Here is a 13,511-nt window from a genome sequence, read left to right as displayed (position 1 = left end):
TGACAAATAGGCGGGGAATTTTTGAATCCGTCGCGCCATGGAACACACATGGGCTTCGGTAGTTACGACGAGTCCGAACAGGAGAACCAGAACCTCGACTCGGACATCGACGAGAGCGCGAGCGTCGATACCGAAGAACACGCGCACCGGGGGGAGGTCGATTACGAGATAGACGCGTCGAACGACGAACTGCTGGACAAACTCAAGGACATCAAGGGCGAGTGAAGTCCGGGACGCGCGCGCTCGGCGTCGCGGAGTCATACACCGGCGAGGACTCGACGCTCGCCGGGGCCGTGGTGCGCGCCGACCGCGTCGTAGACGACTTCTCCTTCGAATCGTGCACCGTCGGCGGCCTCGACGCCACCGACTGCGTTATCGACATCTGGAACGACCTCGACCGGCCGGACGTACAGTACCTCCTCGTGGCGGGCGTCGCGCCGGCGTGGTTCAACGTTCTCGACCTCCGGCGGATTCACGACGCCGTCGAACGACCCGTGCTCTCCGTGTCGTTCGAGGCGAGTCCGGGACTCGGTGACGCCATCGAGCGCGAGTTCGACGACCCCGGGGAGCGCCTCGAACGCTACGAGCGCCAGCCGCCGCGCAAAGAAGTATGGGTGAACGACGAGGCGGTGTTCGTGCGGTCGGTGGGCTGTGAGACCCCGACCGAGGTGGTGCGGGCGTTCACGCCGGCGGGCGGGCGGCCGGAGCCGGTGCGGGTGGCGCGGCTGGCGGCGCGCGCGGCGGACGACTACCGCACCGATTAATCCCCCGGCAAGCAAGGGGTGGATATGGAGAACATGGACGGCCTCGACGTGACCGCGTGCGAGCGCTGCGGCGACCTCGCTGAGTCGCGGTCGCGCATCGTGAACGGCACGGGGCCCGCGGACGCGGACGTGGTGTTCGTCGGGGAGGCTCCGGGCGCGCAGGAGGACAGTGAGGGCGTGCCGTTCGTCGGGCGGAGCGGCGACGTGCTCGACTCGGCGCTCGGCGAGCACGGCCTCCCCCGGAAGCGGGTGCGCATCACGAACTGCGTGCGGTGTCGGCCGCCGGACAACCGCGACCCGAGCACGGAGGAACTCGCGAACTGCCGGCCCTACCTGGAGGCCGAACTCGACCACATCGACCCCGAGGTGGTGGTGACGCTCGGGAAGGTGCCGAGCGAACACCTGCTCGGGCGGGACGTGGCGGTGACGAGCGAAGCGGGGACGGTCGAAACCGTCGAACTCGGGGGTGCGCGCCGGGACGTCCTCGTCTGCGTGCATCCGGCGGCGACGCTCTACGACCGCAGTCAGGAGGCGACGTTCGACGCGACCATCGAGAAGGCTGCGACCATCGCGGGCGTCGAGGGCGGGCAGGCGACGTTCGACGACTACTGAGAGCCGGAGGGGAAAACGACTTGCCCGCGGTCGGCGTACCCACGTGCATGAGCACTACGGACGCCCAGCGGCAGGCGGCGGCGTCAGTCGTCGTCGTGGACTACGGCCTGGGGAACCTGCGGAGCGTGACGCGCGGCCTCGAACGCGCGGGCGCGTCCGTCACCATCACGGACGACACCGAGGAGATTCTGGACGCGGACGGCGTCGTCCTGCCCGGCGTCGGCGCGTTCAGCGAGGGCATGGAGAACGCGGGGCCGTTCCGCGACACCCTGCTCGACGTGGCGGCGTCGGGGACGCCCCTGTTCGGCATCTGTCTCGGGATGCAGATGCTCCTGGAGGGAAGCGAGGAAGCCACCCGGGACGGCGAGGGCGACGTGGACGGCCTCGGCCTGATTTCCGGGCGGAACGTCCGGTTCAGCGGCGAGCAGAAGGTGCCGCACATGGGCTGGAACGAACTCGACGTGCAGCGCGACCACCCGCTCGTCGAGGGCGTGGACGACGTCTCGTCGGAGACGCGACTGGCCGACGGAACCGGAGGCGGTTCCGTCGATGGCGAGTACGCGTACTTCGTGCACTCCTACTACGCGGAACCCGAGAACGAGACGAACGTCGTCGCGACGACGGACTACGGGGTGGAGTTCGCGTCCATCGTCGCGAACGAGGCGGGGAACGTGTTCGGGACGCAGTTCCACCCGGAGAAGTCGGGCGAGACGGGGCTGACGATTCTGCGGAACTTCGTGGACATCTGCGCGGAGTGAGGGCGTGGGCGGTTTTTCGGGCGTGGGGTGGGTCGGTGAGCGGTTACGCCGCGGTGGGGGCGCGGCTGTCAGCGACGGCGTGGACGGCGATGCCGACGAGCGCGAGGATGACGGAGGCGGCGGCGAGGTAGGCGAACATGGACTGGACGCCGACGGCGTCCACGAGCCAGCCGGCGGCGATGTGGCCGAGCGCGCCGCCCGCGCCGACGCCGACGCTCGTGAGGAGGGTTTGGGCGGTGGAGTGGAGGCCGTCGGGCGCGCAGTCGTGCGCGAGGTTGACGAGCGCGAAGAAGAGGAGGGCGAGGCCGACGCCGAGGCCGACGTTCGCGAGGAGGACGGAGCCGAGGGTGGGGAAGACGGCGAGGCCGGCGTAGCCGGCGGCGAACCCGAGGCCGCCGACGGAGACGAGGCTGCCGTAGGAGAGGGCGGTGCGGCCGACGGCGAGGAAGACGACGGTTTCGGCGACGGTCTTGGCCGCCCACGCCGCGCCGGTGTAGCCGTCGCCCAGGCCGACGGCGCGCATGTAGACGGAGAAGAAGGCGTCGCCGGACCGGGAGACGAACCCGAGGAGGAACGCGGCGACGAGCACGACCTGGAACTGGCGGCGTGCGAGCAGGCCGAGCGCTTGCGTGCCGAGGCCGCCCTCCAGGATGGACTCCTCGTCGTCGGGGATGGTGAGCGCGAGCGCGACGAACACGACCATTCCCGCGATGTAGAGGTAGACGACGAGCAGGGTGGTCGTGTAGGCGAGCAGGAAGCCGATAGCGAGGACGGCGATGCCGAAGGAGGTGGAGCCGAAGCTCCGGGCGTAGCCGTAGTCGAAGCCCTCGCGGAGGACGAGCGCGTTCGACAGCGGGACGATTGGGGCGCGGCCGACGGCGAACAGGGCGGTGCCGGCGGTGATGAGGAGGAAGGCGTCGCCGGAGAGGCTCGCGCCGAGCGGGTAGCTGAGGAGCGCGAGCGCGGAGACGGTGGCGGCGACGACGAGCACGCGGGCGGGCGAGCGCGTGTAGTCCGCGACGAACCCCCAGAGGGGTTGGACGACGACGCCCGCGATGATCATCACCATCCCGACGATACCCATCTCGACGCCGGACATCCCCATCTCTTCGAGGAGGACGTTCCGGAACGCGGCGAACCCGCTGAACGCCGCGAAGAACACGAAGTAGAGCGCGGGGTAGCGATAGCGACTGTCCACCCATCGGGTCAGAACGGGCAGGCACCTGAACGTGATGATTCGCGAGAACTGTGAGAAAAACAGACATGGGGCGGGCGGAAGACGCCGCCGTCGCGGTTCAGAGGCGGAACGGTGGAGTGCAGATGCGGCGCGGTCGCGGTGCGGACGCGGTGCGGCACGCCGGTAGGCGTTTCGGGGATGCCGCGGCGGCCGGCAGGCCGCCGTCTGCGTGCGCCCACGGCAAGGGCGGGACATGAAAAGGGGTCAGCCCGACGCGAAGCGTCGGGCTGAGGGCTTTCAGATGAAGTCCCGGACGTCCGAGTAGTACATGTCGTGGTGGTCGAGTTCGTCGATGGCGTGGGCGATGTCGGCGGCGAGGGCGTGCCAGCAGCGTTGGCCTTGGTCGGTGTCGATGTTGTAGGTGGAGTCCTGGCAGTGGCAGCCGCCGTTTTCGACGACGTATTCGTCGTGGTGGCCGACGACGACGGTGAAGTCGTTGTATTCTTTGACGCGGCGTTCGCTGACGGCTTCGATTGCGCGTTGGCCGCGGTCGCCGTGTTCGGTGAGGATTCGTTGGACGATGCTGGGCGTGAGTTCTCCCGCGTTTTGGAGGGCGTCGCGCCAGTCGTCCGTCACGGGTGGGTTTGGTGGGGGCGTGGTTTAGCCGGTTCGATTGCCCCACCCACCCATCCTTAATGATTATTAATGCGTATCTAGCCATATTACATTATCAATCATTAACTTTATCGTGGTGTTCCACACCTGACTGGACGCAATGGTAGTACACCGCGACGCACCCGACGCACGCACCGCCTATCGACCAGCCCCAGACACCACGATACAATGTCCGAATACACCGACATAGAGAACACCGGCGCACCGGCCGTCCCCGACCTGACGAACACCACCGACCCCCGCGAGGACTACGACGAAACCGTCCTCAGCCACCGCATCCAGACCAATGAGTGACTACAAGGACTACACGTACCGCGACATCGACAACCCGGCCGGCCGCGAGTTCCGCGACAAGCTGGAGAACCAGGACTACGTCTTCGCGCCCGGCCTGTACCACGCGCTCGACGCCCGGCTCGCCGAGCGCGCCGGGTTGGACGCCGCCTACATGAGCGGGTACTCCACCGTCCTCGGCCAGTTCGGCTTCCCCGACCTCGAAATGGTCTCCATGACCGAGATGGTGGAGAACGCGAAGCGAATCGTCGACGCCACCGACCTCCCCGTCGTCGCGGACGCCGACACCGGCTACGGCGGCGTCCACAACGTCCGGCGCGCGGTCCGGGAGTACGAGAAGGCCGGCGTCGCCGCCATCCACATCGAAGACCAGACCACGCCGAAGCGCTGCGGCCACATCGCCGGCAAGCAAGTCGTCTCCCAGGAGGACGCCCGAGCGCGCATCGAAGCCGCCGTGGACGCGAAGCAGTCCGAGGACACGGTCATCATCGCCCGCATCGACTCCTACGGCTCCGCGAACGGCGACTGGGAAGACCATCTCGAACGCGGCCGCCTCTTCGCGGACGCCGGCGCTGACCTCGTCTGGCCCGAGATGCCCGACCCGAGCCGGGAGGACGCGGTCAACTACGCGGAGACCATCCACGAGACCCATCCCGACCTCGACCTCGCGTTCAACTACTCGTCGTCGTTCGCGTGGAGCGAGCAGGACGACCCGCTGACGTTCCAGGAACTGGGCGACCTCGGCTACACGTACCAGTTCATCACGCTGTACGCCCTCCACTCCGGCGCGCACGCGGTGTACGAGGACATGAAGAACATCGCGGAGAACGACGAGCAGGCGCAGTTCGACCTCGAAGACCGCTACCTCGGTCACGAGACGGAGAGTCACCACGAGATGTCGCTCGTGCCGCGCTACCAGGAGATCGAGGCGCAGTTCGACCCGGACGCGAAGCGGCGGATGGAGGAGTCCGCGGGGTTCACCGAGGACGAGTCCGACCCCATCACGTCCGACGGAGACGCGCCGGAGCCGACGCAGGATGACTGACCCGACCGACCGCCACTACGACCGCGAGTTCGTGCGGTCGTTCTTCACGAGTCCGACGGCGGTGGACGGCGAGGACGACTCCGCGAAGATGCTGCGGCGCGCCGCCCAGCTCCGCGGCCTCGAAGCGCCCGACGTGTGGGTGCCGGACAACGAGGACGCGACCGCGCCCTCGATGCGCGACGAGGGCGCGCGGAACATCGCCGAGGTCGTCTCGGAGCACGGCGCGGACTTCCCCGGCGAAATCCACCCGCGGGTCGTCTGGCACCGCGACAGCCCCGAAACCCGGTATCGAGGCTTCCGGCACATGCTCGAAATCGCCGACCCCGAGAACGGCGCGGTCGAGCACATCGACGGCTTCGTCATCCCCGAGGTCGGCGACCTCGACGACTGGAAGAAGGCGGACGAGTTCATCACCATCGTGGAGACCGAACACGGCCTCGAACCCGGGAGCCTCTCGATGTCCGTCATCATCGAGTCAGGAGAGGCCGAACTCGCGATGAGCGACCTCCGCGGAGAACTCGGGAACCCGAGCAACAACCTCGAACGCATGTTCCTGCTCGTGGACGGCGAGGTCGATTACACGAAGGACATGCGGGCGATGACGCCGACGGGCGAACTCCCCGAGTGGCCGGAGTTGCGGCACAACACGTCCCGTGGCGCGAGCGCCGCCGGCCTCGTGGCCGTGGACGGCCCGTACGACGACATCCGGGACGTGACGGGCTACCGCGGGCGGATGGAGGCGAACCGCGCGAAGGGCATGACCGGCATCTGGTCGCTCACGCCCGGGCAGGTCGTGGAGGCGAACACGGCCCCGCTCCCGCCGGAGGACGGCCAGTGGCTGCTCGACGACGGGAGCGGCGAGGTCGAACTCCGCGAGGAGAACGGCCGCTGGGCGTACACGGGGGACTCCCTCTGGATAGAGGAGACCGACGACGGCTACCGGTTCCAGGCCGGCGCGGAGACCCGGGAGTGCGACGCGGACGGCCTCCGCGAGGAACTCCTCGACCGGGCGTCCTACGTGCCGAGCATGGACGACATCGTGGACTCGATGGAGCAGTTCGAGGCCGCGAAGGAAGCCGGCACCGGCGCGATAGCGATGACGCGCGAAGCCACCATCGAGGTGGACGGCGTCACCGTGGACATCGAGAACGACCGGATGTGGGACGAAGCCACCTATCAGGCGGCGAAGACGCCCATCACGCTGTTCCAGGACGTGTACGAGCACCGTCCCGACCAGCACGACGAACTCGCCGAGCGGTACAGCGAGGACGTCGTGGAGCGCGCGACCGCGGTCGGCGAGTAACCGATTCGCGGGGCTTTTTTCTGCGGGTCGCGGAGGTCGCGTATGCTCGTAGAGGAGGGTGCGGTGACCGTGGAGGTCGAGTCCGAGTCCGGCGGTGGCGAGGGCGCGGCTGACGGCGTGTTCTTCAACCCCGGCCAGGAGCTCAACCGCGACATCACCGTCGCCGCGCTCCGCGCGTATGGCGAGCGAACGCCCGAGGCCGACAGCTACCTCGACGCCACCGCCGCGAGCGGCATCCGGGGCGTGCGCGCGGCGAACGAGGGCTGGAACGTCACGCTCGCCGATACCGACCCGGACGCGGTCGAACTCGCCCGCCGGAACCTCGACCGGAACGACCTCGACGGGACGGCCGTCCAGCAGGACGCGAACGCCGTCCTCCACGACGAGGACGCGTACTTCGACGTGGTCGATATCGACCCCTTTGGCACGCCGATTCCGTTCGCGGACGCGGCGCTCGCGAACGCCCGCGACCTCGTCTGCGTCACCGCGACCGACACCGCGCCGCTGTGTGGCGCGCACTTCGAGTCCGGCGTCCGCAAGTACTCCACCGTCCCGCGGAACACCGAGTACCACGCCGAGATGGGTCTCAGGGTGCTCCTCTCCGCGTTCGCGCGCACCGCCGCGCGCTACGACGTGGGCGTCACCCCGATATTGAGTCACGTGAGCGACCACTACGTCCGCACCTACCTCGACCTCTCCCACCGCGCGACCGACGCCAACGCCGCCATCGACGAACTCGGCTACATCCACCACTGCGAGGCCTGCCTCCACCGCTGGACGGAGAAGACCCTGCTCCCCGAGTCGCCGGACGCCTGCCCGAACTGCGGGGAGGGCGTGCAGACCGCCGGCCCGGTCTGGCTCGGCCCCGCGCACGACGCCGCGTTCGTCGAGAACGTGATTCTGGAACTCACGGGCGAGATGGGGGCGGCCGAGCGCGCCGAACGCCTCCTCGAACGCATCGCGGGCGAACTCCACGAACCCACGCACTACGACCAGCACAAGCTCTACAAGCGCTGGAACGAACCCGCAGTCGGCATGGACGAGTTCCTCGACGCGGTTCGCGACGGCGGCCACGAGGCGTCCCGCGCGCACTACGGCGGCACGACGTTCAAGACGACGGCGTCCGTCACCGAACTGCGCGACCTCGCCCCGTAGGGCTTTTTCAGACGGGGGGCGAACCCCGACTGTGTCACGAAGCGCCGTCTCGGTCGTCCGCGAGGTCGTCGCCGAGGCCCAGGACAGCCAGATAACGTTCCTCGCGGCCGCCGTCGCCTACTACGGGTTCGTCTCCCTCATCCCCCTCCTCCTGCTGACGCTCGCCGCCGCGTCCTACCTCGGCGTCGAGTCCGTCGGCGAGCAGATAGTCGAACTCGTCGGGAGCCTCCTCACGCCCGAGGGGAGCGCCGCCGTGCGGAACGCTCTCCAGGACGCGAGCGGCCGCTCCACCGCCACCGTCGTCTCCCTCGTCGTGCTCGCGTGGTCGGGCCTCAAACTCTTCCGCGGGCTGGACGTGGCGTTCGCGCACGTCTACGGCGTGTTCGGCGCGCGCCCGCTCGCCCACCAACTGAAGGACGGCGTGCTCGTCCTCGGCGCTATCGCCGCGGGCGTCGTCGCCGCCACCGTCGCCGCCGTCGTCGCCGGGTTCGTCGCCACCGGCCCGTTCGTCGGCGTCGTCGCGTTCTGCCTGCTCGTCGTCACGCTTTGTCTCGTCTTCTACCCCGTCTTCTACATCTTCCCGGACGCCGACCTCACCCCCGAGGAGGCCGTGCCCGGCACCCTGCTCGCCGCCGGCGGCTGGACCGCGCTCACCGGTATCTTCGAGGCGTACGCGCCGCTCGCCGGGAAGTACCAGGCGTACGGCATCCTCGGGGCCGCCTTGCTCCTCGTGACGGTGCTGTACGTTGGCGGTACGATTATCATGATAGGGGCGGTACTGAACGCCGTGCTCGCGGGACGAACCGACGAAACCGACGTACACGACGAGGTCGACGAACCGGACTCCGCGCCCGACATCGCGGAGATGGAGCGAGAGGTGCGGGCGCTCCGCGCCGAACTCGACGCCAAGACGGTGTCGAAGGACGACCTCGAATCGGACCTCAAGACCTACGTCCGCACGCGGATGCGGCGCAACCACGCGCGCGGCTGGGGGCCCTACCTCGTCCTCCTCTACGGGACGCTGATGACGCTCGGCGCGTTCTACTTCCTCTCCGGCGGCTGGGCCATCCTCGCGATGCTCGTGGTGTGGCTGTCCACGCTCGGCCTCTACGCCCTCATGTTGCTGTTCGGCGTCGGACTCAACGCCGCCGGCATCCCCGGTCGCATCCTCGGCTGGGTGAACGACCGCCGGTAGATGCACGGCCTCGGCGTCACCGACGCGCTCGCCGGGAGCGTGCCCGACGGACTCGTCCCCCTCGTCCGCGCGCTCACCGCGCTCGGCGACCCCGAACTGTTCCTCGTCGCCACACCCCTGCTGTACTGGCTCGGCCCCCGATACGACGTGCTCTCTCCCGAGCGCGCCGCACGCCTGCTCGGCGTCGTGGTGGGCGGGCTGGCGCTCGTCGTCGCGCTCAAGAGCCTGTTCGCGTTCCACCGGCCGCCCGCGGCGGTCGCGCTCGTGCACGCCGACGGCTACGGGTTCCCGAGCGGGCACGCGACGGGCGTGACCGTCTTCTACGGCTCGCTCGCCGCGCTCCTCCGAACCGGCACTCGACGAACGCGGTACGCGGTCGCGGGCGTCGTCGTCGCCGTCGTCGCGGGCACGCGGCTCGCGCTCGGCGTGCACTACCTCGCCGACGTGACCGCCGGCGTCCTCGCGGGAAGCCTCTACGTCGCGTTCGCGCTCACCGTCTCGCGCTCGCGCGTCGAACACGCGTTCGCGGCCGCGCTCGCCGCCGGTACCGTCGGTCTCGCGCTGGCGTGGACGGCGGAGGCCGCGACCGTGTTCGGCGCGACGGTCGGCGGCGTCCTCGGCTGGCGGGTCGCCCGCGAACGCGTCCACCGACTCCGCGACGCGTCCCCCTGGTCGGTGCTCGCGCTCGCGCCGCTGCTCGCGGTCGGCGGACTTCCGCTCGCGATACCGCTCTCGCTCCCGGTCGCGACGGCGGCAGGAATAGTGTTAGGGTTCGGCGTGGTGTGGGTGCCGACGCGCCTCTAGAACTTCTCCAGGTAGCGCTCTTTCTCCCAGTCCGACACCTGAATCCGGTAGCCGGTGTGCTCCTCGCGCTTCGCTTCGACGAACTTCTCGAAGACGTGCTCGCCGAGCGCGTCCTGCACGACCTCGTCCGCTTCGAGGGCGTCCACGGCCTCGCCGAGGTTGGACGGAAGCGTCTCGATGCCGTACTCCTCGCGCTTCTCCTCGTCGAACTCGTAGATGTTCTCGCGAACCGGGTCGGGCGCGTCGAGGTCGTTCTCGATGCCGTCGAGGCCGGCGTGGATGAGCGCGGCGAACGCGAGGTAGGGGTTACAGGACGGGTCGGGGAACCGCGCCTCGATGCGGGAGGCGGCGGGGACGCGCGCCGCGGGCTTCCGGATGAGCGCGCTGCGGTTCCGGTCGGACCACGCGACGTACACGGGCGCTTCGTAGCCGGGGACGAGGCGCTTGTAGGAGTTCACGGTCGGGTTCGACACCGCCGTGATGGCGGGCGCGTGTTCGAGGACGCCCGCGAGGTAGGAGTGCGCGGTGTCGGAGAGGTCGAACTCATCAGACTCGTCGTGGAACGCGTTCTCGCCGTCCTCGGTGAACAGCGACATGTGCGTGTGCATGCCGGAGCCGTTGATTTCGGCGATGGGCTTCGGCATGAACGTCGCGTGCAGGTCGTGTTCGGCGGCGATGGCGCGAACGACGGAGCGGAACGTCGCGACGTTGTCCGCCGTCGCGAGCGCGTCGTCGTACTCGAAGTTGATCTCGTGCTGGGACTCGGCGACCTCGTGGTGGGAGGCTTCGATCTCGAAGCCCATGGATTCGAGGCCGCGGATGATGTCGCGGCGCACGTCCGCGGCGAGGTCTTTCGGCGCGAGGTCGAAGTAGCCGCCCACGTCGGAGAGTTCGGTGGTCGCGCGGCCGTTCTCGTCCTCCTCGAAGAGGAAGAACTCGGGTTCGGGCGCGAAGTTCACCTGATAGCCCATCTCTTCCGCGCGGTCGATGGCGTTCTTCAGGACGCGGCGCGGGTCGCCCTCGAACGGCTCGCCCGTGGACGTGTCGATGACGTCGCAGATGAGGCGGGCGGACGCGCCGTCCTCCAGGTCGCGCCACGGGAGCACGGCGAACGTCTCGGGGTCGGGCTTGAGGCGCATGTCGGACTCCTGGATGCGGACGAAGCCCTCGATGCTGGAGCCGTCGAAGTAGATACCGTCAGTGAAGGCTTTCTCCGCCTGATCGGCGGGGACGGAGACGTTCTTCACCGTGCCGAGGATGTCCGTGAACTGGAGTCGAAGGAAGTCGACGTTCTTCTCCTCGATTTCGTCAAGGACGTCCTGTTCCGTCTCGCTCAGACCGCCGTCCGGAGAAAGGTTCCCTTTTGTCATTGGTTTCGACAGTAAGTGAAGAAAGGAGCCACCATATTAGCGGTACCGGTTGGCGCAATCTCCACCACCCGAGCCTGAACTGGACATTCGTTAAATTCTAAACCCCCGATGACGTAGTAGGGTTCGATGACGTACGAAAACCTCGACGCGAAACTCATCAACGCACTGCTCGGGGACGGACGGGCGAGCCTCCGGAGCCTCGCCGACGACCTCGACGTGTCCGTCACCACCGTCTCCAACCACCTCAAAGACCTCGAAGACGCCGGTGTCATCGACGGCTACACACCCATCGTCGACTACGACGAACTCGGCTACGACGTCACCGCCGTCCTCCAGCTCAAGGTCGAGGGGAACAGCCTCCCCGACATCACCGACCGGATGCGCGCGCACAAGCAGATGGTCTCCGTGTACGAGGTCACGGGCGACTACGACATCTTCGCCGTCGGGAAGTTCCGGGACACCGACGACATGAACGACCTCATCAAGACCCTGCTCGGGGACGCCGACATCAAGGAGTCCAGCACGAGCGTCGTCCTCAACGCCGCCGCCGAACACGAACAGTTCGAACTCGACATCCAGGAGTAACCGGACGCGTCGCTCTCCAGTTCGAAAAGAACGCAGAAGATAGTCGTCGAGCGGTGCGAACGCAGTGCAGTCGGGGGTGGGAGCGGGGCAGGCGGGCCGATTCTTACATCATGCCGCCCATGCCGCCGCCCATGCCGCCCATGCCGCCGGCCGCGCCACCGTCGTCGTCGCCCTTGTCGGTGGAGAGGTCGCCGGCGGAGATGATGTCGTCGATTTTGAGCACGAGGTTCGCGGCCTCGGTGGCGCTACTGAGCGCCTGCTCCTTGGCGTGCGCGGGTTCGACGACACCGGCCTCGTAGGTGTCTTCGAGGTCGCCCGTGAGGACGTTCAGGCCGGTGTTCTGCTCGCCCGTCTCGTGGGCCGCGCGGAGGTCGACGAGGATGTCGATGGGGTCGAGGCCCGCGTTCTCGGCGAGGACGCGCGGGATGAGTTCGAGCGCGTTCGCGAAGGACTCGACGGCGAGCTGCTCGCGGCCGCTGACGGAGTCCGCGTAGGAGCGGAGGCGGTCGGCGAGTTCGACTTCGATTGCGCCGCCGCCGGGGAGGACGCGGCCGTCCGTGATGGTCTGGGCGGCCACATCGAGGGCGTCCGTGACGCCGCGTTCGAGTTCGTCGACGACGTGGTCAGTGCTGCCGCGGAGGAGGAGCGTGACGCCGTGCGCCTCCTCGGCGAGGCCTTCGACGTAGAAGAGGTCGTCCTCCTCGTCGCGGCGGACGCTGCCGCGCCCGAGGTCGTCGGCGGTGAGGCTGTCGAGGTCCTGGACGACGCTGCCGCCGAGGACGTTCTTGAGGAAGCCGATGTCGGACTTCTTCACGCGGCGGACGGCGAGCACGCCCTCCTTCGCGAGGTAGTGCTGGGCCATGTCGTCGATGCCCTTCTGGCAGAACACCACGTCGACGCCGGTCTCGACGATTTTGTCGACCTTCTCCCGGAGCTGTTTCTCCTCCTGGTCGAGGAAGCTCTGGAGCTGGTCGGGGCTGTCGATGCTGACGGAGGTGTCGGCGTTCGCCTCCTCGACCTCGATGGGTTCGTTGAGGAGGAGCGTGTTCGCGTCGTCGAGTTCCGTGGGCATCGAGTCGAGGACGGGGTCTTTGTCGATGGCCGCGCCCTTGAGGAGCTCGGACTCGCCGACGGAGCGACCCGTCTGGGTCTCGATGTTGATGTTCGCCACGTCGACGACGGTGGAGCCGTCCTCGGCGTCCACGGACACCTGCTTGAGCGCCTCGTAGAGGAGGCTGCTGAGGAGTTCCTTGTCGATTTCGGCGCTCTTGCCCGTCATGGACGTCTCCGCGACGGAGCGGATGAGGGCTTCGTCCTCGGGGTCGACGGAGACGGCGATGTCGTCGACTTCCTCGCGGGCCTTCTCGGCGGCCTGGTTGTAGCCCTTGATGATGGCCGTCGGGTGGATGTCCTGTTCGAGGAGGTCTTCGGCCTCCTTGAGGAGTTCGCCCGCGATGGCGACCGCGGTCGTGGTGCCGTCGCCGGCCTCGTCCTCCTGGGTCTCGGCGACTTCCACGATCATCTCCGCGGTGGGGTTGTCGATGTCCATCTCTTCGAGGATGGTGACGCCGTCGTTCGTGATGGTTACGTCACCCATCGAGTCGACGAGCATCTTGTCCATGCCTTTCGGCCCGAGGGTGGAGCGGACGGCGTCCGCGACGGCGCGTGCCGCGGAGATGTTGTGTTCCTGCGCGTCCTTGTCCTTCACTCGCTGGGCGTCGTCTCCCATGATAATCATGGGCTGGCCCTGCATACGCTGTTGCGACATAGCTACTCG

Annotated in this window: 15 protein-coding genes; 11 read left to right on the top strand and 4 right to left on the bottom strand. The window is 68.1% G+C overall.

From position 1 onward, the window contains the following. Nucleotides 1–48 precede the first annotated feature (48 nt). The 4 genes from LI334_RS01840 to hisH are packed head-to-tail and all read left to right on the top strand — an operon-like array spanning nt 49 to nt 2,134. A complete protein-coding gene (locus LI334_RS01840) occupies nt 49–225 on the top strand; it encodes a DUF5786 family protein (RefSeq protein WP_227261470.1) in 177 nt (58 codons plus the stop codon). Beyond that, nucleotides 222–764 carry an endonuclease dU gene (locus LI334_RS01835; protein WP_227261469.1) on the top strand — a complete coding sequence of 181 codons (543 nt, stop codon included), beginning with the start codon at nt 222–224 and terminating at the stop codon, nt 762–764. Before LI334_RS01840 ends, LI334_RS01835 begins: the two co-directional genes overlap by 4 nt. 24 nt (nt 765–788) lie before the next feature. Then, nucleotides 789–1,376, top strand: a complete 588-nt coding sequence (locus tag LI334_RS01830; protein ID WP_227261468.1) for a uracil-DNA glycosylase — start codon at nt 789–791, stop codon at nt 1,374–1,376. Between the two features lie 47 nt (nt 1,377–1,423). Beyond that, nucleotides 1,424–2,134 carry an imidazole glycerol phosphate synthase subunit HisH gene (gene hisH / locus LI334_RS01825; RefSeq protein WP_227261467.1) on the top strand — a complete coding sequence of 237 codons (711 nt, stop codon included), beginning with the start codon at nt 1,424–1,426 and terminating at the stop codon, nt 2,132–2,134. Between the two features lie 43 nt (nt 2,135–2,177). On the opposite strand, the gene LI334_RS01820 is transcribed toward hisH, so the two are convergent. Together LI334_RS01820 and LI334_RS01815 are read right to left on the bottom strand one after the other, a co-directional pair. Further along, complete coding sequence (locus LI334_RS01820; protein ID WP_227261466.1) at nt 2,178–3,332, bottom strand: MFS transporter; 1,155 nt, start codon at nt 3,330–3,332, stop codon at nt 2,178–2,180. A 276-nt stretch (nt 3,333–3,608) separates the two neighbouring features. Then, nucleotides 3,609–3,947 carry a hypothetical protein gene (locus LI334_RS01815; RefSeq protein WP_227261465.1) on the bottom strand — a complete coding sequence of 113 codons (339 nt, stop codon included), beginning with the start codon at nt 3,945–3,947 and terminating at the stop codon, nt 3,609–3,611. Nucleotides 3,948–4,154: 207 nt separating this feature from the next. Between LI334_RS01815 and LI334_RS13055 the strand changes: the two genes are divergently transcribed. The 6 genes from LI334_RS13055 to LI334_RS01790 are packed head-to-tail and all read left to right on the top strand — an operon-like array spanning nt 4,155 to nt 9,779. Continuing rightward, nucleotides 4,155–4,280 (top strand): hypothetical protein, encoded by a 126-nt coding sequence (locus tag LI334_RS13055; protein ID WP_255473823.1) that lies wholly within the window; start codon nt 4,155–4,157, stop codon nt 4,278–4,280. After that, nucleotides 4,273–5,322: an isocitrate lyase/PEP mutase family protein gene (locus tag LI334_RS01810; RefSeq protein ID WP_227261464.1), complete on the top strand. Its 1,050-nt coding sequence runs from the start codon at nt 4,273–4,275 to the stop codon at nt 5,320–5,322. The genes LI334_RS13055 and LI334_RS01810 overlap by 8 nt, the downstream gene beginning before the upstream one ends. Next, nucleotides 5,315–6,625, top strand: coding sequence for a malate synthase AceB (gene aceB / locus LI334_RS01805; RefSeq protein ID WP_227261463.1), 1,311 nt, complete (start codon nt 5,315–5,317; stop codon nt 6,623–6,625). Before LI334_RS01810 ends, aceB begins: the two co-directional genes overlap by 8 nt. Before the next feature lie 42 nt (nt 6,626–6,667). Beyond that, complete coding sequence (locus LI334_RS01800; protein WP_227261462.1) at nt 6,668–7,780, top strand: tRNA (guanine(26)-N(2))-dimethyltransferase; 1,113 nt, start codon at nt 6,668–6,670, stop codon at nt 7,778–7,780. 31 nt (nt 7,781–7,811) lie between these two features. Beyond that, on the top strand, nt 7,812–8,975 hold the full coding sequence (locus tag LI334_RS01795; protein ID WP_227261461.1) for a YihY/virulence factor BrkB family protein: 1,164 nt from the start codon (nt 7,812–7,814) through the stop codon (nt 8,973–8,975). Beyond that, nucleotides 8,976–9,779 (top strand): phosphatase PAP2 family protein, encoded by an 804-nt coding sequence (locus LI334_RS01790; RefSeq protein WP_227261460.1) that lies wholly within the window; start codon nt 8,976–8,978, stop codon nt 9,777–9,779. Here the strand turns inward: LI334_RS01790 and glnA are convergent. Further along, entirely contained in the window at nt 9,776–11,149 is a 1,374-nt protein-coding gene (gene glnA, locus LI334_RS01785; protein ID WP_227261459.1) for a type I glutamate--ammonia ligase, read from the bottom strand. The genes LI334_RS01790 and glnA overlap by 4 nt on opposite strands. 126 nt (nt 11,150–11,275) lie before the next feature. On the opposite strand from glnA, the gene lrp reads away from it, so the two are divergent. After that, nucleotides 11,276–11,734, top strand: coding sequence for an HTH-type transcriptional regulator Lrp (lrp, locus tag LI334_RS01780; RefSeq protein ID WP_227261458.1), 459 nt, complete (start codon nt 11,276–11,278; stop codon nt 11,732–11,734). 103 nt (nt 11,735–11,837) lie between these two features. On the opposite strand, the gene thsB is transcribed toward lrp, so the two are convergent. Further along, entirely contained in the window at nt 11,838–13,502 is a 1,665-nt protein-coding gene (thsB, locus tag LI334_RS01775; protein ID WP_343750004.1) for a thermosome subunit beta, read from the bottom strand. Nucleotides 13,503–13,511: the final 9 nt, after the last annotated feature.

The organism is Salarchaeum japonicum, assembly GCF_020614395.1.
Lineage (GTDB): Archaea > Halobacteriota > Halobacteria > Halobacteriales > Halobacteriaceae > Salarchaeum > Salarchaeum japonicum.
Note: the sequence above shows the minus strand (reverse complement) of the source record. Positions and strands in the feature narration are given on the sequence as shown.